20 protein-coding genes, 1 tRNA gene and 1 pseudogene are annotated in these 23,050 nt (G+C 30.2%); 11 read left to right on the top strand and 11 right to left on the bottom strand.

Annotation, left to right across the window (positions count from 1 at the left end; translation table 11 throughout):
- The first annotated feature begins 29 nt into the window (after positions 1-29).
- The 5 genes from Q1A46_RS06320 to Q1A46_RS06300 all read left to right on the top strand — a co-directional run bounded on the left by Q1A46_RS06320 (position 30) and on the right by Q1A46_RS06300 (position 4,825).
- Positions 30-560, top strand: a complete 531-nt coding sequence (locus tag Q1A46_RS06320; RefSeq protein ID WP_299675440.1) for a nuclear transport factor 2 family protein — start codon at positions 30-32, stop codon at positions 558-560.
- Between the two features lie 96 nt (positions 561-656).
- A complete protein-coding gene (locus tag Q1A46_RS06315) occupies positions 657-1,325 on the top strand; it encodes a M15 family metallopeptidase (RefSeq protein WP_299675437.1) in 669 nt (222 codons plus the stop codon).
- A gap of 65 nt (positions 1,326-1,390) precedes the next feature.
- Positions 1,391-2,059 carry a hypothetical protein gene (locus Q1A46_RS06310; RefSeq protein WP_299675434.1) on the top strand — a complete coding sequence of 223 codons (669 nt, stop codon included), beginning with the start codon at positions 1,391-1,393 and terminating at the stop codon, positions 2,057-2,059.
- Positions 2,060-2,172: 113 nt separating this feature from the next.
- Positions 2,173-3,162 (top strand): pyruvate dehydrogenase (acetyl-transferring) E1 component subunit alpha, encoded by a 990-nt coding sequence (gene pdhA, locus Q1A46_RS06305; protein WP_299675431.1) that lies wholly within the window; start codon positions 2,173-2,175, stop codon positions 3,160-3,162.
- A 25-nt stretch (positions 3,163-3,187) separates the two neighbouring features.
- Positions 3,188-4,825 (top strand): pyruvate dehydrogenase complex dihydrolipoamide acetyltransferase, encoded by a 1,638-nt coding sequence (locus Q1A46_RS06300; protein ID WP_299675428.1) that lies wholly within the window; start codon positions 3,188-3,190, stop codon positions 4,823-4,825.
- A 69-nt stretch (positions 4,826-4,894) separates the two neighbouring features.
- Here Q1A46_RS06300 and Q1A46_RS06295 read toward each other — a convergent pair whose 3' ends face one another.
- From Q1A46_RS06295 to Q1A46_RS06285, 3 genes are all read right to left on the bottom strand, one after another.
- Positions 4,895-7,048 (bottom strand): DUF5916 domain-containing protein, encoded by a 2,154-nt coding sequence (locus tag Q1A46_RS06295; RefSeq protein ID WP_299675425.1) that lies wholly within the window; start codon positions 7,046-7,048, stop codon positions 4,895-4,897.
- Between the two features lies 1 nt (position 7,049).
- Positions 7,050-7,475: a nuclear transport factor 2 family protein gene (locus tag Q1A46_RS06290; protein ID WP_299675422.1), complete on the bottom strand. Its 426-nt coding sequence runs from the start codon at positions 7,473-7,475 to the stop codon at positions 7,050-7,052.
- Positions 7,476-7,568: 93 nt separating this feature from the next.
- A complete protein-coding gene (locus tag Q1A46_RS06285; RefSeq protein WP_299675419.1) occupies positions 7,569-8,474 on the bottom strand; it encodes a helix-turn-helix domain-containing protein in 906 nt (301 codons plus the stop codon).
- Between the two features lie 301 nt (positions 8,475-8,775).
- Here Q1A46_RS06285 and Q1A46_RS06280 point away from each other — a divergent pair, with 301 nt between their 5' ends.
- A complete protein-coding gene (locus tag Q1A46_RS06280) occupies positions 8,776-9,462 on the top strand; it encodes an Ig-like domain-containing protein (protein WP_299675416.1) in 687 nt (228 codons plus the stop codon).
- A 23-nt stretch (positions 9,463-9,485) separates the two neighbouring features.
- Positions 9,486-10,346 (top strand): hypothetical protein, encoded by an 861-nt coding sequence (locus tag Q1A46_RS06275; RefSeq protein ID WP_299675413.1) that lies wholly within the window; start codon positions 9,486-9,488, stop codon positions 10,344-10,346.
- Between the two features lie 61 nt (positions 10,347-10,407).
- On the opposite strand, the pseudogene Q1A46_RS06270 reads toward Q1A46_RS06275, so the two are convergent.
- A pseudogene (locus tag Q1A46_RS06270) lies at positions 10,408-11,471 on the bottom strand (PA0069 family radical SAM protein).
- Between the two features lie 132 nt (positions 11,472-11,603).
- A complete protein-coding gene (locus tag Q1A46_RS06265) occupies positions 11,604-13,919 on the bottom strand; it encodes an outer membrane beta-barrel family protein (RefSeq protein WP_299675410.1) in 2,316 nt (771 codons plus the stop codon).
- 210 nt (positions 13,920-14,129) lie between these two features.
- Here Q1A46_RS06265 and Q1A46_RS06260 point away from each other — a divergent pair, with 210 nt between their 5' ends.
- On the top strand, positions 14,130-15,224 hold the full coding sequence (locus tag Q1A46_RS06260; RefSeq protein WP_299675407.1) for a sensor histidine kinase: 1,095 nt from the start codon (positions 14,130-14,132) through the stop codon (positions 15,222-15,224).
- Positions 15,225-15,241: 17 nt separating this feature from the next.
- Entirely contained in the window at positions 15,242-15,961 is a 720-nt protein-coding gene (locus tag Q1A46_RS06255; protein ID WP_299675404.1) for a LytTR family DNA-binding domain-containing protein, read from the top strand.
- 72 nt (positions 15,962-16,033) lie between these two features.
- On the opposite strand, the gene Q1A46_RS06250 is transcribed toward Q1A46_RS06255, so the two are convergent.
- Both Q1A46_RS06250 and aroC read right to left on the bottom strand, forming a co-directional pair.
- Positions 16,034-17,110, bottom strand: a complete 1,077-nt coding sequence (locus Q1A46_RS06250; RefSeq protein WP_299675402.1) for a hypothetical protein — start codon at positions 17,108-17,110, stop codon at positions 16,034-16,036.
- Positions 17,111-17,128: 18 nt separating this feature from the next.
- Positions 17,129-18,190: a chorismate synthase gene (gene aroC, locus Q1A46_RS06245; protein ID WP_299675399.1), complete on the bottom strand. Its 1,062-nt coding sequence runs from the start codon at positions 18,188-18,190 to the stop codon at positions 17,129-17,131.
- A 307-nt stretch (positions 18,191-18,497) separates the two neighbouring features.
- On the opposite strand from aroC, the gene Q1A46_RS06240 reads away from it, so the two are divergent.
- Both Q1A46_RS06240 and Q1A46_RS06235 read left to right on the top strand, forming a co-directional pair.
- A tRNA-Ser gene (locus Q1A46_RS06240) sits at positions 18,498-18,582 on the top strand.
- Between the two features lie 127 nt (positions 18,583-18,709).
- Positions 18,710-19,630 carry an OmpA family protein gene (locus Q1A46_RS06235; protein WP_299675396.1) on the top strand — a complete coding sequence of 307 codons (921 nt, stop codon included), beginning with the start codon at positions 18,710-18,712 and terminating at the stop codon, positions 19,628-19,630.
- A gap of 9 nt (positions 19,631-19,639) precedes the next feature.
- On the opposite strand, the gene moaA is transcribed toward Q1A46_RS06235, so the two are convergent.
- The 4 genes from moaA to Q1A46_RS06215 form a co-directional block, all read right to left on the bottom strand.
- Positions 19,640-20,644, bottom strand: coding sequence for a GTP 3',8-cyclase MoaA (gene moaA / locus Q1A46_RS06230; RefSeq protein ID WP_299675393.1), 1,005 nt, complete (start codon positions 20,642-20,644; stop codon positions 19,640-19,642).
- Positions 20,644-21,552: a bifunctional molybdenum cofactor biosynthesis protein MoaC/MoaB gene (moaCB, locus tag Q1A46_RS06225; protein ID WP_299675390.1), complete on the bottom strand. Its 909-nt coding sequence runs from the start codon at positions 21,550-21,552 to the stop codon at positions 20,644-20,646. Before moaCB ends, moaA begins: the two co-directional genes overlap by 1 nt.
- Before the next feature lie 65 nt (positions 21,553-21,617).
- Positions 21,618-22,052, bottom strand: a complete 435-nt coding sequence (locus tag Q1A46_RS06220; protein WP_299675387.1) for a molybdenum cofactor biosynthesis protein MoaE — start codon at positions 22,050-22,052, stop codon at positions 21,618-21,620.
- An 18-nt stretch (positions 22,053-22,070) separates the two neighbouring features.
- A complete protein-coding gene (locus Q1A46_RS06215; RefSeq protein WP_299675384.1) occupies positions 22,071-23,039 on the bottom strand; it encodes a hypothetical protein in 969 nt (322 codons plus the stop codon).
- Positions 23,040-23,050: the final 11 nt, after the last annotated feature.

The following is a 23,050-nucleotide window of genomic DNA, read 5'->3' as shown; positions in this document are numbered from 1 at the left end:
TGATAAGCTAACTCAAAAAATAACTAACTATGAAAGAACTTTTCGACTTTTTCTTTAAAGGAGACCTATTTTGGAAAATAGTTTTATTAATTTGGTCTCTATTATCAACTTTGTTTGTAAATGCTCAAGTTGATCGGAACTCGGAACTATTTAAAACTTTAAAAAGTAAAGACAGTATAATTTTCGAACGTACATTTAACAAATGTGAATTACAAAAGTTAGATGATATTATCGACCAAGATTTTGAGTTTTATCATGATTTAGGTGGTATTGAAAATCGAGAAGATTTTTTCAAGTCTGTTCAAAAAAATATTTGCGGAAACAAAAACGAAAAACCAATAAGAAAATTAGTTGATAATAGTATAAAAGTATATCCTTTAACAAAAAACGGAAAATTATATGGTGCCATTCAAAAAGGCAAACATACATTTCATATAAAAAAGAATAACAAACTCATACCTACAGGGTCTGCATTATTTACCCATGTATGGATTCTAAATAACAACATATGGAAGCTGAAACGAGTTTTAAGCTACAATCATCTTCCTGTACAAAATTAGTTTATCGGTTAGCTAACTTCTAAACTAATACTTGGTTTACTTTGCCAAAGCTTTAAAGAGCTTTGGCTTTTTTGTTTCTTTTCTTAATTTTACTACATGAAGAAAATTTTTACATTCTTTTATTATTGGACATCATTAATTCTTTTTACTCAAGAACTTCCAAAGGGTTTTTCTTACATAAAAGATATTGCTCCTAGCATCCAACAAGAATTACGCTACTGTTACACTAACAATTTTGTTGGTACTTCTGTAGAAGGATATGAAGAACCAATATTAATTACCTCTACAAAAGCTGCACTTGCATTAAAAAAAGTTCAAGATCAACTTATAAAAAAAGGGCTTAGTTTAAAAATTTTCGATGCTTACAGACCACAACGCGCAGTAAATCATTTTGGTAGATGGGCAAGAACTCCAAAAGACACTCTTACCAAACAACAATTTTATCCAAAATTAAACAAACGTAATCTTTTTAAATTAGGTTATATTTCAAGTAGATCTGGTCACTCTAGAGGAAGTTCAATAGATTTAACTATTGTTAATTTAAAAACTAATAAAGAACTAGACATGGGTGGACCTTATGATTTCTTTGGAAAGGTTTCTCATGTTTTTTATAAAAACATTACTAAAAAACAAAAAGAAAACAGGATGTTACTACGTAATGTTATGTTAGCTAATGGATTTAAACCTTACTCATATGAATGGTGGCATTTTACTTTACGTAATGAACCTTTTCCTAAAACCTACTTCGATTTTCCAATTAAGTAAGAATTAACATTTCTTATCGACTAAATTCAACAAATCGGCACTATCTTTGCGATAACTTGTTTATTATGCGATTACTATTAAACATTTTTATTTTTTCTTTATTGACTAATTCATTTTGTGTTTTAGCTCAAGTTGACGGAAGTACTAGCGGTACAAAAAAAGGTACATCTATCGGAATTGTTGCAGCTCCTGCTAAAAAAGTAACCAAACCAAAATCTTTAGGCTTTGGTAATAATGATGGATTTAAAAAGGCTAATGACGAATTACAAAAAAAGAAAAAAAGAGAAAAAGCAGAAGAAGATCTAAAAAACAAAGGTATTTTAACTAAAGCTAAAATAGCTGAAGAAAGATATTTAAAAAACTTCCAAAGAATAAATGGTCAATTTACATATCCCGTAATTGATCAAGATTTAGGAAGTATTACTACCAATTCAAAAACTGTAAATATTATTTGCCGAGATCATCAATATCCTGATGGAGATAGAGTAAGTATTTATGTAAATGATATTCCTGTAATAACAAATTTAACTTTAAAACAGAGTTATCAATCTTTCAATATTCCTTTAGAAGAAGGTGTAAATAAAATCAAAATTGTAGCTCTTAATCAAGGGGCTTCTGGCCCAAATACTGCAGCTTTTAAGGTTTTTAACGATGCAGGAATGGTCCTTTCTTCTAACGAATGGAATCTAGCAACAGGCGCTAAAGCCACACTTGTAGTTGCTAAAAGCAAATAACTCAGCGAAAACGTTTGAGATAAATCATACTTATTGCGTTTTTTATTCTACAAAAAACAGTTATTTTTGTTCTTGCATTTATATTAAGCAACTAGAAACAAACAACATTCAGAATGAAAAAAATAACTAAAGAAACCTATCTTGATTGGTATAAAGACATGCTATTTTGGAGAAAATTTGAAGACAAATTAGCAGCAGTATACATCCAACAAAAAGTAAGAGGTTTTTTACACTTATACAATGGGCAAGAAGCAGTTTTAGCTGGAGCTTTACATGCGATGGATTTAACTAAAGACAAAATGATTACTGCTTATCGTAATCACGTTCAACCTATTGGAATGGGTGTAGATCCAAAAAGGGTAATGGCTGAGTTATATGGAAAAGCTACAGGAACATCTCAAGGTTTAGGTGGTTCTATGCATATTTTTTCTAAAGAATTCAGGTTTTACGGAGGTCACGGAATTGTAGGTGGACAAATTCCTTTAGGAGCAGGAATTGCTTTTGGAGATAAATACCACAATAGTGATGCTGTTACTTTATGTTATTTTGGAGATGGAGCTGCTCGTCAAGGTTCATTACATGAAACTTTCAATATGGCAATGAACTGGAAATTACCAGTAATCTTTATTTGTGAAAATAATGGTTATGCTATGGGAACTTCTGTTGAAAGAACGGCAAACCATGAAGATATTTGGAAATTAGGTTTAGGTTACGAAATGCCTTGTGGACCTGTTGATGGAATGAATCCTGTTAAAGTTGCTGAAGCTGTTGATGAAGCTATCCAAAGAGCAAGAAAAGGTGAAGGACCTACTTTCTTAGAAATGAAAACATATAGATATAGAGGTCACTCTATGTCAGATGCTCAACATTATCGTACAAAAGATGAAGTTGAAGAGTACCGTAAAATTGATCCTATTACACAAGTATTAGATATCATTAAAGAAAAGAAGTATGCTACCGATGAAGAAATCGATGCTGTAAATAAAGAAGTTAAAGAAATGGTGAAAGAATGTGAAAAATTCGCTGAAGAATCTCCATTCCCAGAACTTAATATTTTACACGATGTAGTTTACGAACAAGAAGATTACCCTTTCATTAAATAATAATAACCAACAAAACTAAGTACAAATGGCAACAATCGTAAATATGCCTCGCTTAAGCGACACAATGGAAGAAGGAGTAGTAGCTTCTTGGTTAAAAAAAGTTGGTGATAAAATAGAAGAAGGAGATATTCTTGCTGAAATTGAAACTGATAAAGCGACAATGGAATTTGAATCTTTCCATGAAGGAACTTTATTACATATTGGAGTTCAAGAAGGAGACAGCGCACCTGTAGATACTTTATTAGCAATTATTGGTGAAGAAGGTGAAGACGTTTCTGCTTTATTAAACGGAAAATCAACTCCTAAAGTTGAGGAAGCTAAAGAAGCTCCAAAAAAAGAAGAAACTGCTAGCACTAATAATAATTCAACTGCAATTGCTGAAGGAGTTCAGGTTGTTACTATGCCTCGATTAAGTGATACTATGGTAGAAGGTACTGTAGCATCTTGGTTAAAAAGCGTAGGTGATAAAGTTGAAGAAGGTGACATTTTAGCTGAAATCGAAACTGATAAAGCTACAATGGAATTTGAATCTTTCTATGAAGGTACATTATTATATATTGGTATAGAAGAAGGTAACAGTGCTCCTGTAGATAGTCTTTTAGCTATTATCGGAAATGAAGGTACTGATGTATCTGCTGTTATTGAAGCTCATAAAAATGGCGGAGTTGCTACAGCCACTCCCAGTGCAGAAGAAAAAAAAGAAGAAAGTAAGCCTGTTTCAGAAACTACTTCAACTACTCCAAAAGCTGTAGAAAATACTAACACAAATACTGGAGGTAGAATTTTTGCTTCTCCTTTAGCTAAAAAAATAGCTAAGGATAAAGGAATCAATTTAGCAGATGTAAAAGGTTCTGGTGAAAATGGTAGAATTGTAAAGAAAGATGTAGAAAACTACACTCCTTCTGCTGCACCTCAGTCAACTGCTACAGCTTCTACTCCATCAGCAGCTCCTCAAGTTACGAGTTTTGCTATAGCTGGTGAAGAAAAAACTGAAGACGTTAAGAATTCTCAGATGCGTAAAGCTATTGCTAGAAGTTTAGGTAACTCTAAATTCTCTGCTCCTCACTTCTACTTAAATATTGAAGTAGATATGGATAATGCAATCGCTTCTCGTAAAACTATAAATGCTATTCCAGATGTAAAAGTATCATTCAACGATATGGTAGTTAAAGCATGTGCAATGGCATTAAGAAAACATCCTCAAGTAAATACTTCTTGGGAAGAAAATGTAACGAAATACCACAGTCATATTCATGTTGGTGTTGCCGTTGCTGTAGATGAAGGTTTAGTTGTACCTGTAGTGAAACACACAGATGCTTTAACATTAACTCAAATTGGAGCAAGCGTTAAAGATTTAGCAGGAAAAGCTAGAAGTAAAAAGATTAAGCCAAACGAAATGCAAGGTAGTACGTTTACAGTATCTAACTTAGGTATGTTTGGTATTGAGAGCTTTACTTCAATCATTAATCAACCAAACTCAGCGATTTTATCTGTTGGAGCTATTGTTCAAAAACCAGTAGTGAAAGATGGACAAATTGTTGTTGGTAATACAATGATGCTGACTTTAGCTTGTGATCACAGAACTGTTGATGGTGCTGTAGGAGCTCAATTCTTACAGACATTAAAAACGTTTATTGAAAACCCTGTTACCATGTTAGTGTAACTAGTTTTTAAACACATATATAAAAAAACTCGAAGAAAATTCTTCGAGTTTTTTTGTTCCTAATATTAATTAAAAATCAAATCGGTAATTCATTTTAAAAGCAACTCCCCAATTCGTTCGATTAAAATTATCATCGAAGTTATCGGTGACCACCAGATAAACATAACTTAATGGTTTGTATTCCCATTGTAATCTACTATTCACATTAAAGTTATTTTGTTGATTATTGTATTGAACATAAGTCGTCCAATTCAAACGATTATTGAAAAAAATCTGACCTGTGAATCGATTCAAATGAAATACTTCTTTTCCTAATTCATGCAAATCAATAGAATTTACATCATGTGATAATTCTAAGTTTGCAAAAGGCAATAATTGATAATTCAGATATACTCCTCCTGAAACTTTATCTCCTCCATAAAACTTTCCTTTTTGAATATTTACTCGATAACGAAATTGTTGATTATTTGCAGAATTATATCCAACTTTTACATTCCAGTTTTGATAATTATCAGGCGAGATTGCATTACCGTTCCCCAGAATATCAAAACCATATTTCAGATCAATATCATCATAATTTAGCACATAGTATACTGCTGAAAAATCTTTAAAAAATACAGCAGAATTCAAAAAATGACTCATTTGATTTAAACTTCCATCTATATCAAAATAAGTATCATTAACATAATTCACATATCGAATAGAGTTCAAGTTTTTAGATTCATCATAAAACTTAGTGTATTGTAAGCTACTTGAAGTTTGATAATAACCTTCTCTAACTAGCAAATCATTTATAGCATCGTAAGTAAACAATCTTGGTGTAAAACCTACATCAGTTAGATAATTATCTTGAACATTTTTTATAGAAAAACCTCCTTGTAACCCTCTGTCGTTATAATCAATTCCGACATTAAAAAATTTGTTTTCTCCTGAAATATCATCATTGAAACTCATTGCCATATTCGCTAATCCAATCCATTTTTTATTATCCGATTTGAAATTCAAATTAACTCCTGTTACGCGATTGTAATCATCAACAAAATTAAATCCAGCAGTTTCTTGCCTATTTATAAGAAAAGCTGTCGCAGATAATTGCTTTAACATTTGCTGTTCTCCAACTAAAACTGTGTAATTTTGAGCATTAATATTTTCATTCTTATCTGTTTGAACGTTCATTACTCCTACTCTAGTTTTTTGAGCTATATTTCCAGATAGTTTTAATCCGAATTGAATTTCATTCTCAGCTCCTATTTTTCTAGAATAAAACGGATTCACATCTGATGTTCCCAGGTTTGAAAATAAATCTGCATTCTCTAAAAAGAAGTTTCTTCGTTCTGGAAAAAAAACTGAAAAACGAGATAGATTAGTCACTTGCTGATCTACATCGATCTGAGAAAAATCTGGATTGATTGTAGCATCTAACTTTAAAGAAGAAGATACATTATATTGCACATCTAAACTCGGCCTAAACATAGTTTCTTCATCACTATCAACATTTTGATAATTCACAGTTACAGAAGGAGAAACTGCAAATCGAGAACGAATCGTTTCGGGCACTTTTTCCAAAGTAAAGGCTTCTGTGAAACGCAAATCAAATGTTGGATAATTTCTACTTAAATCAGTAAGTATCGTCCATGAGTTATTTTTTATATCTCTTACATAAAATTGAACTCCAAATATCGTATTCTCTTTATCAAAATTTAGGGCTTTAAAAGGAATAGCAATTTCATAAACTTTGTCATTTCGAATAACCGATGTTTTGGTTCTCCAAACTGCATTCCAACTAAAATTTAAACCATAGCCCGTTTCATTTCGCTCAACCAAAGCATCTACTTGTGTACCGTAAGTATTAACAGCAAATAAATTTCCGTTTTGTTGTTGATGTTGTGTATCTAAAACCATTACAAAAGCATCACTTATACCTATAGAAACATCTCTTTTTAAAGAACTTACTTGTTGTTTAGAAGTTGTATCGTGATATACAGCTCCTATATATAGAAACTCTCCATCGTGATATATTTTAACTTCTGTTTGATTCTTAGCTAAACCTTCATCTGTTGGTAAAAGATTATGAAAGTTTGTATGCGTTGGAATTGTTTTCCAAACCTCTTCATTCAACTTTCCATCTATCTCAATAGCAACAGCTTTAAATGGAATTGACGAATTTTGAGCATAACCAACTAGACAGACAAGAAAAAGAACAACAACTTTAATTATTTTCATACTACTTACTGTCGTTTACTTTTGTAGCCGTTTTACTAATAATTTGCCAGTTCTCGTTAACTTTTTTCAACAAGAATAAATCTATGTAAACCCATTTTCTATCTGGTCCTGCAATTTCAACCTTTGCAAAAGCGATATCTTTTATAATATCAATTGATAATACTTTACCTACACGACCGTTAAATTCTCCCTTCTTACGATTCTTGAAAAAACCAGCATATTCTTCTGGAGTAAATCTTTTAAATCCGTCTCTTGTTGTTAAGTATAAAGTTGCATTTTCAGCAAAAGCACTTTTTAAAATATCTAATTCGTTATACGAGCTTCCTTTGATATAATTTTGAAGTGTTTTTTCTAGATTACCAAACTCTGATTGACCTAATAAAACTTGAGATAAAATAAATGCACATACTAATAAAGTTCGTTTCATAATTTTGAATTTAAATTTGATTCAAAACTCTTGAAAGACTTTTTTAATAAGATGATTTTTTATAATTCAGGTGTCCAGAATTATAAAACTAGACTATAAAAACTGTTTTTGGAATTGTAATGGAGTTAATCCGACTACTTTTTTAAAGGTCGCGTAAAAATTTGATTTAGAAGAAAATCCAGCTTCAAAACCTATTGCTTCAAGTGTTAATTCTGTTCGTTCTTGTAGTAATTTTTTAGCTTCTTCAATTCTATACTCATTCATGTAAGCCGCAAAGCTTTTTCCTAAGTTATCATTTAATAATTGCGATAATTTATGCGGTGTAATATTGATTCCTTTTGCCACATCTGAGATTTTCACATTAGTATCTTTATATAAATCTTGAGCAATAATTAGTTCATTTAACTTTTCTAACAAACCTTTTGCTTCTGTCTCTATAATTTTTTTTGATGCATATTTCTCTGGAATATCTTTAAAAATTTCTTCTCTATTTTTCTTTGATAAGAAGAAAATCAGTAATACATAAAAAACAATTGAAAATGTAATTGTACCAATTAGATATAAATAAAACATTCCTATTAAGTACGCTACAAAAATTAATAGATTAGCTACATAAACCCAGATTAACCAAAGTTCGGAAGTGGTACAATTTTCAGATTTATTTAATAACTTTTTAAATGTATCTTTTAGAATAAAACCTGTTGCTAACACATAAATCCCCCAGACAGCATAAATGAAATACACAATGTACATACTCCATAATTTTTGAGCATTTTCGTAAGGGTAATTGAACCCTAAAATAATAATTACTGAAGCTAAAAAAACGAAGTTCAATTTCCACTTTAAGGGAAACTCTTTTCTATTTTCTAATGATGATTTTGTGTAGTAAAAAAGGCTCACTCCAATTAAAAAACAAGCCGACAAACCGATTTGTATTAAGGTAATATTTCGTTCTTCTCTTGGTGTAAAAATCACGTATAAAGATTTACCAATTCTCATACTAAGAAACTGAACTAATAAACCAAATAATAGATTCTGTGTTCTTTTTTCTCGATTAAAAAAAAGGAAATAAAATGCGACAAGAAAACCATTAAATACTCCTAAGCCACAAATAAAAAACAACACTTGGTTATCAAACATAATCTTCTAACAAAATTTTCAACTAAAATAAAAAATGATTCTAACTATTTATATCTACTATAACGGCTTTATTTTTCACATTACTTCAAATTTAATTTTTAATTCTTTGTAAATCTTTCATATTTCTATCGACAAATAGCTCAATATTAAATATGAAATAATGAAACAACTGTCCATTTTACTCCTATCTATCTTTTTATTACAAAGCTGTGTACAAGACGATATTATTAACGATCGAGTTGATGCATCTTTTAGCATTACAAATCCAATTACTGAAATTACGTTAAACGACACTTTTCAATTAACAACAAAATACACAGATAATGTTGGTAAAACTGTCACAACAAATATTACTTGGTCGAGCTCAAATGAAATGATTGCAACAGTTTCTAACTCTGGATTAGTTACAGCTGTAGCTCAAGGACAAGCAACTATTATGGCCTCTATTGTTTCTGAAGAAGGTGAAACAATTACCGATGAAATAGTAGTTACTGTAACTATGGATCAGGTGGACAATAACACTACTCAAGAAAAAACAGGAACCATAAGAACTACTAGTAGTTATGTATTAGAAGGAACTTTTACACTACGTGAAATACCTAATACAAATAATTTAGAACTTGTTATAAATGATAATTATAGAGCTTCATCTAGCTTACCAGGATTATATATTTACCTAACAAACAATCCGAATACTGTAAATAATGCGAAAGAAATTCAAGCAGTTAGAGTATTCAATGGCGCACATACATACATCATAGAAGACACTGGTATAAACGATTTTTCTCATATTCTATACTGGTGTAAACCTTTTAGTGTAAAAGTAGGAGAAGCTGAAATTCAATAATCATTTAACAAGAAACAAAAACAATGAAAAAATATATTTTACTATTCGTTATTACTTTTTCTTTAGGAAATACAATTCACGCTCAATGGAGTAAAGGAAAAGGAAATGGTTATTATAAATTATCTGCTTGGTATTTACAATACGATCAACATTACACAGATACTGGAGCAATTGATCCTAACGCAACAAGAACACAATTTAATACAAACATTTATGCCGAATATGGTATTACTGATAAAATAGATATTCTAGCTTACGTTCCTTTTGTTGCTGTTTCTTCTCAGAACAATCAAATTTCTGGAACTAATGGAGGAACTATACAACCAGGAGAATCTGTAACTTCTTTTGGAGATGTAGATCTAGGTATTAACTACGGATTTTATAAAAAAGGAAAATGGGCAGCTTCTGTAAAATTAATTCTTGGTTTACCCACTGGTGAAGATGCTGGAGGAAGTGATGGAAGTTACCAAAATGGAGATGGCGAATTCAACCAATATTTATCTACACATTTAGGATACAGTTCTACATTAGGAGATTTACCTTTTTATGCTAAATCTTATTTAGGGTTTAATAATAGAACTGAAGGTTTTTCTGATGAATTTAGAACCGGACTAGAAGCTGGAATTAATTTTCTTGACTCTAAATTATGGGTAATTACTCGATTAAATGTTGTAAAATCATTTAACAACGGAACATTAAGTGCTGTAAATAGTAATGGTAGTATTTTCGCAAATAATATCGAATTCAGTAGTTTCGGCTTTGAAGCTGCGTATTATATCACTAAAAAACTAGGAGTTTCTTTAGGTTTTGACTCTGCTTTCGACGGAAAAATAATTGCCGCAAGCCCTTCTTTTTCAGGAGGAATATTTTTAGACATTAAGTAAACCATTTTCATCATACGTAAAAAGCCTTCCTGTATTTTAGGAAGGCTTTTTATTTTATTAATTAAAACAACGACATTTGATTCGATTGAAACTTATCAAAAATTGTACAATCAAATTCTGGTATAGTTTTATCTTTCAAGTATAATTTTCTTGCCAATTTAAACTGCATTGCTATTTGTTCTGCAAACTTCCCTTCACCTTTCATTCGCACTCTGTAACGCGATTCATTTAAAGTTCCGTTATGACAATCTTCTATTTGATGTAATATTTTCTCTGCTCTGTCTGGATACGTTTTTTCAACCCATTTTTTAAAAATCTCACCAATTGCTCCGTTTAATCTCACTACAGTATAAGCAACTGATTTCGCCCCTAAGTCACTTACTTTTTTTACCAATGGTAAAATTTCATGATTATTAATTGCAGGAATAATTGGCGCCATCATAACATTAACAGGAATATTATTCTCAGACAATATTTTAACTGTATCTAATCGTTTTTTAATTGTTGTGGTTCTAGGCTCTAAAATACGTCTCGTTTGTTCAGATAAAGACGTGATCGAAATATTCACTTTTAATAAATTCAAAAAAGCTAATTCTTTTAAAATATCTAAATCTCGAAGTATTAAAGCATTCTTCGTAATTATACCTACCGGATGTTTTAACTTTAATAACACTTTTAATATTTCTCTTGTAATTTCTAGTTTTTTCTCAATTGGCTGATAACAATCTGTATTTCCAGAAAGCATAATCGGAATCGCTTCCCAATTTCTTCCTCTTAATTTTTTCTCAAGTAACTCTGCTGCATTCTTTTTGTATAAAATCTTTCTTTCAAAATCTAATCCAGCTGAATACCCCAGTATTCATGAGAATTTCTTGCATAACAATAGATACAACCATGTTCACAACCTTGATAAGGATTCATTGAAAATGAAGCTCCGATATCTGGACTTGTTACTTTATTCACAATGGTTTTTGGAAAAATCTCTAAATATGTAGTTTTGTTCTGGTCTGCATCTTCATTTTCAGCAGCACAATAATTTAAGAAGTCATCTAAAACCTCGTGACTATGTTGTAAAAACTTATTATGAGTATTATGTTGCGCACCTCTTCCTTTGATATAATCCATAAAAATTACTTTAATTAAATTCACATGGAATGATCTTTATTGAGAAAAAGATGTAAAAACTCCTCAATACAACCTCGACAAGAAACCGAAACCATTCTTTAATATTACAAATTTAACAAAAATATGTTTGAATTAATTAGGTAAACGATCTCTATCTTTTTTATTTCTGTTGAAACGATACGTAACATTAAGTCTAAATTGAGGTCCGAGTAAAGCTCTTTCATTTAAAATAGTGTAATCAGCGCCAGAAATGGTTTGCGTTTGTACTCTAGAATTAAAAATATTTTGAATATTCGCAGTCACCGAAATTTTATCGTTCCAAAAGTCTTTACTTAAACCTAAATCAGCAACAAAAATCGGTTCAGTTATAATTTGACCAGAAGCACGTTCTCCTTGATAATTTAAATTGGTTTGAATTGTAACCGCAGGTAATTTCATTCTTGAATTCAACTTAGCTGTCCACGCATTATCATTTACATCGAATAAACCTTGCTGTTGAAAGCTGAAATAATTGATTTCTCCCATTAATCGCCACCAAGAAAAAGCCGCATATTGAATTCCTAACTCAGCTCCTACTCTGTGCTCTGTTCCAGAATTAATTTGTTTACTGATAATTGCTCCATCGCTATTAGCACTCACTAAAGTTTCGAATAACTGCGTTGTATATTGATAATACACAAACGGATTGATCGTAAAACCTTTCCATTTCTTTAGAAAACCGACATCGAAAGCATCTGTAAACATTGGATTTAAATCTGGATTTCCCACACGAATATTTCTTCGATCTGCAATTCCGCCGAAAGGATTCAATTGCCAAAAACGAGGTCTTCTAATTCTTTTACTGTAACTTAATTGAAGATTTGTTCTTTCATTAAAATTATAAGTCAGGTGAACCGTTGGAAATAAATTAGAATAACGTTTATCTGTTTCAAAAACATTCTTCCTATCTGTACTAGAAGTATTTGTGTATTCTCCTCGTATACCTAATAAATATTGAAGTTTATTTTTTCTATTTCCATATTGAACATAAGCAGCATAAATTCGTTCTTTATACTTTAAAAGGTTATCCAAACTGTCAATCAAAACACCATTATCCCAAACCTTATAATCGCTATCAATATCTCTTATTTCACCTTTAATTCCTAATTCTAAATGTGTTTTTGGTTGTAAAGGCAATTTAAAATCAGCTTGAAACAATAGATCTTTACTACTTTCTATATCTCTACTCTGTAATATGTTTGGTGAATTACCATTAATATCTTCTTCAACAAATTCATTCTCATCATCATCCCAAAAATCGTATTGAACATCGATAGTAAGTTGCTGTCCTTTTTTAGCAAACTTTTTCACATGATTAAATTCAATTCTACTAAAATTTTGAGGTTCTCTATAGTTTTCTCTATTTAAAATTGAGTTTTGTAAATTCTTATCTGAATCAAAAAAATCGAACTTAAAATCTACAAAACGTTTACTGACATTACTTCTTAGAAAATAGCTAAATGTAGTTGTGTTTTGTTTATTGAAATAAATATCACTTCCCACATACAAATTGAATACATTTCTTCTAAACAAGGTATTTCTTTCTAAATCTAAGAATGATGTTGGTCCGTTTACATCGAAATTCTCTCGAAAAATTGATCCTTCATATTCAAACTCTTGTAAGTTATATCTCGCATTTGCAAAAACATTAAATGTTTCTTTCTTATAATTTACATTATAATTTATTCCATGATTTGCAGGTTCTCCTGTTGTTAATTGTAAAGAACTACTAAAACCTCCTATCTTATTTTTCTTTAAAATAATGTTTAAAATTCCAGCCGTTCCTTCGGCATCATAACGAGCAGACGGATTCGTAATTACTTCTACTCTCTCTATTGTAGAAGCTGGTAATTGTTCCAATCCGTTGTTAGAAGTTAACACAGAAGGTTTTCCATTAATTAAAATACGAACATTTGCGTTTCCACGTAAACTAACCGCTCCATCTAAATCAACATTCACAGACGGAACATTATTTAAAATATCTTTAGCGTTTCCTCCTTTTGCTATTAAATCTTTTCCAACATTAAATATTCGTTTATCTAATTTATATTCTGTTGTAGATCGTTCTGTTCTAATTTCTACCTCTTCTAACTGCGTACTATTTTCTTCTAAAAACAATACTCCTAAATCTTCAACTTTTTCAATCTTTTTAAATTTTATAGTTATTGGTTTAAACCCAACAAAATCTATTTTAATATCATATATATCAGGTTTCACTTCTACAGAAAATTCTCCTTTCTCATCAGCTGAAGTTCCAGTTATAAATTTTTCCGATTTTGATTTCATAACAATAATTGTTGCGAACTCTAACGGTTGTTTCGTTTTCTTGTCTACTACTTTTCCTTTTACTGTTACTTGACTAAAAACGCAAATATTAAGTAACAAAGCACATAAGATAATTACCCTCATATTTTATTTTATAATTAAAATTGAGAGATAAAAATCATCACTTTTCACACTGATAAATCATAAAATAGACAGACACTAAGGAAAAGTCGACGACTTAAAAGTTTACTACAAAAACATAAATTCAGGAGAGAAAAAATCACATTTAGGCGTAAAAAGCACGAATTCATCGATTCTTTACTGGATAAATAGGCAATTGAGTATTTTTGAGATATGGTAGACTTCTTTGATAAAATCGCAAACTATATAAAGTCAAATAGAATTGTAAAACACTTAATATTTTGGAGTGTTTTTATCATTTTTAATCTAATTAGAGATATAGCTGCAGGATCACATAAAGGAGAAAAATATCCTATCTATGAAGAATTAATTCCTTTAACTTCTATACTTAGTGATATTCCAGCAATTATTACATCGTACTTAATAGTTTACATCTGTTTTGAAAAATTCATTAAAAAGCAAAAATACGTTTCAGGTATACTTTTATTTATAGCAATTATATACGTAATGGCTGTTATGTATCGATTATACACAGTTCAAATCATCGAAGAAATTTACAGACAACCTCCATTTCATAAGGAATCTCTTTTAGAAATTATTCAAACTCCTAAATACCTAATACCTAATTACATTCCTACTTTAGTTTATATTAGTTTTATTTTTACTGCTGTAAAATATCATTTTGAAAGCGAGGAAAAAAGAAGAAATCAACTTGAAATAGATAAGGAAAAAGTCAACTTAGAATTAAAAACACTAAAAGGTCAATTAAATCCGCATTTCTTATTTAATACTTTAAATAATATTTATTCATTATCCGTAATGAACTCACCATACACTTCTAATGCAATTGCAAAACTTTCTGAAATGTTAGATTTTGTATTATTTAAAAGTGATGATGAACTAGTTTCTTTAGAAAATGAAATTTCACTAATTGAAAACTATATTACACTAGAAAAACTTCGTTATAACGACGACTTACAAATATCGTTTACTAAAGATTTACAAGCTTCAAATACGATCCCTCCGTTAGTTTTATTATCATTAGTTGAAAATGCTTTTAAACACGGAGAAAAATCAAATAGTACAGCTCCAGAAATACATATCGATTTACAAAGTACAGAAGATCAGCTAATTTTTACAATTTCGAATTCCATTACTAATTCCGAAAAAGTTAAAACACGAAAACCATTAGGATTAATCAATATTAAAAAACAATTATCTTTAATTTATGGTTCGCAATATTCTTTAGAAATTAGTAACGAACCATCGAAATCGTTATTCACAGTTACTTTAATCATTAAAAAATAATTGCAAAAGAAAAGCATATGTCTTACAAATGTGTTATTGTTGACGACGAGCCTTTGGCTATAAAGCTCATAGAAAATCATATTGCTAAAGTTGATTCTTTAGAAATCGTTGCAACTTGCAATAGTGCTATAAAAGCTTTCGAAATTATACATACCACTGCTGTTGATTTACTTTTTTTAGACATAAACATGCCGAACTTAACTGGTATTGATTTTTTAAAAAGTTTAAAGAATCCACCAAAAACAATATTGACGACTGCGTATCGCGATTATGCTATTGAGAGTTACGATTTAGAAGTATTAGATTACTTATTAAAACCCATCACTTTTGAACGTTTTTTTAAAGCTGTAGAAAAATTTACACGTTATCATATCACAACTAACAATGAAACAACTTTTAATATAATTAATGAAGAGCATGATTTTTTGATTATCAAATCAGGAAATAAGCATCATAAAGTTTTCACTGAACAAATTATTTATATCGAAAGCTTAAAAGATTATGTTCGTTTTCACTTAGAAGATGATAAACGTATTGTAGCTAAGCATCGTATAAGTGAGATTGAGAAAAAATTAGATACCAAATCGTTCTTAAGAGTTCATCGTTCGTATTTGATAAATACTAAAAAAATAACAGCATTTACTTCTCATGATATTGAAGTAAATGCTGTAGAAATTCCTATCGGAATTAGTTATAAAGAAAATACTATTTCGTTCTTACAACAATTAAAAAATTAAGGGTAAAAAAAATCTCAATGCATTTAAACGTATTGAGATTTCTTTTTAAAAAAGACAATGTAAATAATACTTTTATTCACATTGGTTATTTAGCTTTTGAAAATCCTTTTTTCTAAAATCTCTAAACGCTAATAAGCCAGAATGTTTTACCAAACCAACAAACTCTTTAGTTTTAGCATTCATTAAAGCCTTATTATCCATAGGTCTAACCGTTACAGAACCTACTGGCCCAAAACTTCCTTTCATTTTTACTAATCTTTTTATAATTGGAAAACCTATAATAACATCTTCATTATTATTCAAAGCTTCAGCAATTCTTTCTGAAGAAACAAGTTCAATTTCTCCTAAACTATAAAATTCTTTTAATTGATCTAGTATTTTACCGTGTACTATTGCTGATTGAAACAATACTTTTTTTCCTTTTAACTCCGAACAGTTATTTTGTACTTGTTCTAAAGCAAAATCTTCAAAAGAAATTTTCTTGTTTAACTCTATAGCTTTATTAATATGGTTCTGAATTAAAGTAAGTGTACAAACTATATTCTCTTTACTTAAAATTTTCTCTTTACCTTCTTTCTCTCTCTTTAGCGCTTCTACATACTCTTCTTGTTGACCTTTATATTTCTCTGGAAGATTATAATTAGTATTTATAAAATAGTTATTATAAACAGATTTTCTTCTCTTTTTCTCAGAAAATCCATAAGTAACTGCATTAACATTCAGGTCAAAAAATCTCCCAAAAGCATCAGTAGTAACTACTTCATCCTCTCTTAAATCTAAGATCGCATAATCAGTATTTTTCTCTTTTCTTAGTTCTTCAATTTCTTTACCCGTAAGATATTTAACATCCTCAATTGAATTCAACTTCCAATATTCTGGAATAACCTCTTTAATTGTTTTATTAAAATAATTGATATGATCTACATATCCACTCAACTCTCTTTGTAATTTTTCTTTCTTTTTTTCTTTTTTTGCTTTTGATATTTTTTTCGCTAGTCTTTCAGTATAATCTTTATCTTCTTCAAAAATAGCAACTACTAAAGCTCTTGACTTTAATTCTTTTAACTCCTCTAATTTACCCTTAATATTTTTTTGCGCTACAACATTCATTACTGTTGTTAACAGTATTAAAAAAATACCTCTTCTCATTTTATCTCTCGTTTATTATTAAATTTTCCTCGTTTTATCCATCAGGTAAAAATCTGCTAAAACTAAAGCTGTTAAAGCTTCAACTACAGGTACCGCTCTTGGCACAACACAAGGATCGTGTCTTCCTTTTCCTTGTATTTCTGTTGCTTCACCTTCAGAATTAATTGTTTGCTGATTTTGCATTATTGTAGCCACTGGTTTAAATGCTACTCTGAAATAAATATCCATTCCATTTGAAATCCCTCCTTGAATTCCACCAGATAAATTTGACTGTGTAGTTCCATCTGGATTAAAAATATCATTATGCTCAGAACCTTGCATTTTTGCTCCGCAGAAACCACTACCAAACTCAAATCCTTTAACAGCATTGATAGACAACATTGCCTTTCCTAACTCTGCATGAAGTTTATGGAAAATTGGTTCCCCTAAACCAACTGGTACATTTTGAGCAACACAAGTAATTGTTCCTCCGATTGTATCACCTGCTTTTCTAATTTCTTTAATCTTTTCGATCATTTGCTCGGCAGATTTTTCATCTGGACAACGAACAATATTAGATTCTGTTTTAGAGAAATCTAAATCCTGATAAGGTTTATCAATAAATATATTTCCTACAGAAGATGTAAATGCGTTAATAGAAATATGTGCAAGTAATTGTTTTGCTAAAGCTCCAGCAACTACCCAGTTTGCAGTTTCTCTAGCAGAAGTTCTACCTCCACCTCTATAATCTCTTATTCCATATTTTTTATCGTATGTATAATCGGCATGTGAAGGTCTATACACATTTGTATTATGATTATAGTCTTTACTTTTTTGATTTGTGTTTTTAATCACAAAACCAATAGGCATACCTGTACTTTTACCATCAAAAATTCCAGATAAAAACTCTACAGTATCTGGTTCTTTACGTTGTGTTACGATTTTTGACTGACCTGGTTTACGACGATCTAATTCTTTTTGAACAGCATCAAAATCAATTGTTACTCCAGCAGGAAAACCATCGATAACTCCTCCAATTGCTACTCCATGTGATTCTCCGAAAGTAGATACTCGTAATATATTTCCAAAGGAATTAAACATACTTTCTAATTTTGAAACGAAGGTAACTATTTCACTTAAATCGAGAAGAAGAAGCACTCAGAAAAATGAGAATTATTATTGACTGCATAATTTTAGACTAGCATTTTTAATTAATTTCTAAGTCTTATTCTAGAGAAACACTTTGTCAGCTAAAAAAAGGTCAAAAATTTTCACCAATTAAAAAACTGAAAGTAAATTATTTATAATTTTATTTAAAAATACTTTTCAAAAAAGTTAGATTTTATTTTCTCTAATTAAAAAAGGTTCTTATATTTGCACCCGCAAAACGGTTAAACGTTTTCGGTCTGGTGAAATGGCAGAGTGGTCGAATGCGGTGGTCTTGAAAACCATTGACTGTAACAGGTCCGGGGGTTCGAATCCCTCTTTCACCGCGAAAAGCTTCAAGGAAACTTGAAGCTTTTTTGTTTTTATATACTTCTCTTAATGTGACTTTCTTCTTTTTTTGTTTCTAAAGAACTGTAACTCCCCTATTACGAACTTTATAAATCAAGAAACAAAATGTCAAAAAAAGCAATTTATCTATTAGGTATTTTAATAACAATTATTCTAGGTACATTTTTAAGTTGGAAATATTGTTGTACCACAAACACAGATGATTTACAGGAAACGATAGTTCAACCTACACCAAAGCCTGAACCTACAAAAGAAGAAACTCCAAAATTATCTTTTGGAAATATTGATGAAAACGGCAATATTAATTTTTCTTTTGATAATATTAAATTCAAAAAATCTAGCATGGATTTTTCTCCTTCTTTCATGACTGGGCTAGACACTGAACTTAGTGAATTAAAAGATTTCGTGGTTCAACCTGAAAACAAAAAAGCTTTATCAATTACAGGATATTATATGAGTGACGAAACGAATAATTCTATTTTTCCGAATATTGGATTGGCACGTGCTGTAAAAATCAAAAACTACATGTTTTCTCGTGGAATACCTACAAAACTAATTGATATTTATTCTGAAGTGAATGACGACCTTGAAGTTGATAATAATAACGTTATGAAAAAACCTATTAAGTTTAGCGTTGGAAAATCTAAAGATTACAGTAAACTTATAGAAAAAATAATGAAAGAAATCGAAGACAATCCTTTAGTCTTAGAATTCGATTCTGGAAGATTACACTCTGAATTTACATCTGAACAAAGAATAAAAATTGTGAATATATCTACATATTTGGATAAAGTTGACAATTCTAATTGTTTAATTACTGGACATACAGACAATACTGGATCTACAGATAGTAATTTAACCTTAGGTTTGAAAAGAGCTAATTTCTTAAAAGATTATATTATTAGAAGTGGAATATCTGAAAACAAGGTGAAAACTACTTCTAAGGGCGAAAGTTCACCTATAGCAAGTAATAAAACTGAAGCAGGAAGACAGAAAAATAGACGTGCTACGGTTTCTATAAATTAAAAAGTATACTTAACCACCTATAGTAATCATACTTCGGTTGTTATGGTTGGTTAAGTTTTCAAAATCTTTGCTATCTGTCATTCCAGAACGAACTGCTTTCTTTTTAAGAATTGCGCTTTGAATTATTGGCTCAATAGAAATTCCCGCTCTGTATGTACTTAATAAATCTGTTTCTGAAGTAGAAAATAGACAATTCTTTAATTTTCCATTTGCTGTTAATCGGATACGATTACAAACATCGCAAAACGGATTCGTTACTGAAGAAATGATTCCAAAACTACCTTGATAAGTATCAATTTTAAAATTTCTAGCTGTAAAATTATCCTCATGAGGTAAAGGAATAACAGCATTTTTCGAAAACTTAGATTCTACCTGATTTAAAAGCTCATTATAACTTACTAATTTAGATTTATCCCATCTATTTCCGTCGAAAGGCATAAACTCTATAAAACGGACTGAAATTGCTCTATCTTTCGTAAACTCTACGAAATCGATAATTTCATTATCATTAAAACCTTTTAACAACACAACATTCAGTTTTACATTAAAACCTTCGTCTAATAATAACTGTGTATTTTCAAAAGCTTTTTTAAATTGATCTCGCTTTGTTATTGTATTGAACTTTTCAGGGTGTAAAGTATCTAAACTTACATTGATTGTTTTTAACAATGACTTTTTTAACACCTCAATATTTCTATCCACTAGAATTGCATTTGTAGTCATCGAAAGCTCAATAGGTAATTTAGAGAGTCCAGAAATAATTTCTTCAAAATCTTTTCTCAATAAAGGTTCTCCACCTGTCAATCTAATTTTAGTTACTCCATGTTGCACAAACAATGTTGCAATATCGATAACTTCAGCAGCCGTCATGATTTGATTTCTAGGAGACAATACTACTCCACTTTCTGGCATACAGTAAGTACAACGTAAATTACACTTTTCAGTAAGTGAAATTCGTAAATAATTATGATGCCTTCCAAAAGTATCTGTTAGTATATTTTGTCTCTGATTCATTAATGACGCTCTCCTGTTAATACTTTATAACTATGAAATAAATGTGGAAAAACCGCATCTAAACTTTCTACAACTCCCTTGCTTGATCCTGGAAGTGCTAATACTAAACAACTATTATTAATTGTTCCTACAACACTTCTAGATAACATTGCATAAGGCATACGTTCTTGTCCGTATCTTCGAATAGTCTCTTCTGCTCCTACGATTCTTTTATCCAACAAAGGTAAAATTGCTTCAGGTGTTGTATCACGTACCGACAAACCTGTTCCGCCTGTTAATACAATTAAGCTATATTCTTCTTTTAAAGCTAAAACCCTTTGTTGAATTGTATCAAAATCATCTGGAACAACTTCTACTTCTTTTGTAGTTACTTGATAACCTTCCAATTTCTCTTTGATTAGCTTTCCTGATTTATCTTCACCTTTTCCTTGAGAAATAGTATCTGAGCACACAATAACTGCAGCTTTTACTTCTGAAACATCTCTTACTGGATAAGATGTTTTTCCTCCTTTTTTCTGAAGTAATTTTATTGCATGTATTTCAACTCCTTTATCAATAGGCTTTAACATATCATACATATTTAAAGCAACTACACTCGCTCCGTGCATTGCTTCAACTTCTACTCCTGTTTTATAAATCGTTTTTACTGTAACTTTTACAACAACATTTAATCCTTCTATTTCATAAGTAATACCAGTAAACTCAATTGGCATTGGATGGCAATCTGGTAATAATTCAGGTGTTTTTTTTACACCAAGTAAACCTGCTGCTTTACTCATTGCAAAAACATTTCCTTTAGGAACAGTATCATTTTGAATAGCATCTATTGTAGCTTGTAAACTCACCTTTACAATTGCTTGCGCTGTTGCTATTCTTAATGTATTTGATTTATGTGTAATATCTACCATTGTTAATATTTAATGCTTAGTTCTCGACTCCGCTCGAACTGACATAAATTAAGCTTTAATTAAGATTAAACATTTGTTTTCCATTGATACGATTCGTCTTCGAAAAGCTCTTTTCCAAATATTGGAACTTCAGATTTTATTCTATTTACAATATACTCTGTTGCTTCATAAACATGAGGTCTATGTGGCGCCGAAACAAAAACAAAGAAACACACTTCTCCTACATTTACTTTTCCTAAACTGTGATACGTATGCATACACGTTAAATCAAACTTTTCAAAGGCTTCTTCTCTGATTTCATGTAGTTTTTGCTCTGCCATTTCTTGATAACAAGTAAACTCTATTGCACTGACGGTTTTATCCTCCACAACATCTTTTCTTATTTGACCTAAAAAGATATTATGAGCGCCTATTTGAGTTTTTACTTGATGCTTAGCTATCGCATTAGCAATAAATTCAGAAGTAATTTGTCCTTCTATGAAAACTGTTTTTTTCTTCATTTTCTTATTATTCTTCACTTATCTTAAAAACACTCTATTTCTTTCGTACTGTGTTAATGTGTTTGCTACAATATCAATTCCAATTACCGACATCCAAAACGCATCTGTATCTGGAATAAATTGATGCGTTACAAATATATTTTCTTCATTAAGCGTTGTTGGTACAGAAATTATTTTAGAAATCAGGTTTTTATTAATTATAGAATCTAAAGGTTCTTTATTTCTAAATAGATAAAATGCATGTTTTGCAGTTTCTCCTTTATACTGACCAAAAGACAAAAAGGAAATAGTATCCTTAGCCTTTATCATTTTATAATGTGCATATACATCTGTCGGTTTAAATCTGTTTTCCTTTAATGTAGCTTTTAAATAAATACTATCTTTTATAAACCGAAAACTATTCTTTTTCACAAAGTCATTTACAGTCATACAAACATATTCTTTATCTTCTTTTACTTTCTCTGTAGCTTTGTACGTTGCGATGACCTGACTTTCTAATTGATCTGAAAAGTATTCGTAATTTTTCAAATGCAGTGTATCTAATATATTTTGATTTTCATCAAAAACTAAAATTGAATTCAGATTACTAATTTCAAAATATTTATCCGCAACAGAATCTTCAATTTTATATCTAGTATATTCTATATTTTTCAGGATCAAATCACATGTGTAATCAGTATAATTGTTATGAAAATCTTCTTGTTTTATATCTGAAACCAAAGGTTTAAAGCTTACTGGTAAATAATAATCTTTTCCTTCAGCTATTTTTGTAAGCAGACTAATATAAATTGATTTTGAATCTGTTATTATCAATTTATTAGGCGCTACCTCTTTTTGTTCTTTTACGACAGTTTCGACCTGTGAGATTGTATCTTTAATAACAATAGTATCTTTTATTGTTCCATCTTCAGAAACAAGTTCTTTTTTCAATTGCTTACCTCCACAAGCATAAATTAAAAACACAAAAACTATTACTATACTCCTCATCTTGACAATAT

The organism is uncultured Tenacibaculum sp. (genome assembly GCF_947502995.1).
GTDB lineage: Bacteria > Bacteroidota > Bacteroidia > Flavobacteriales > Flavobacteriaceae > Polaribacter.
Note: the sequence above shows the minus strand (reverse complement) of the source record. Positions and strands in the feature narration are given on the sequence as shown.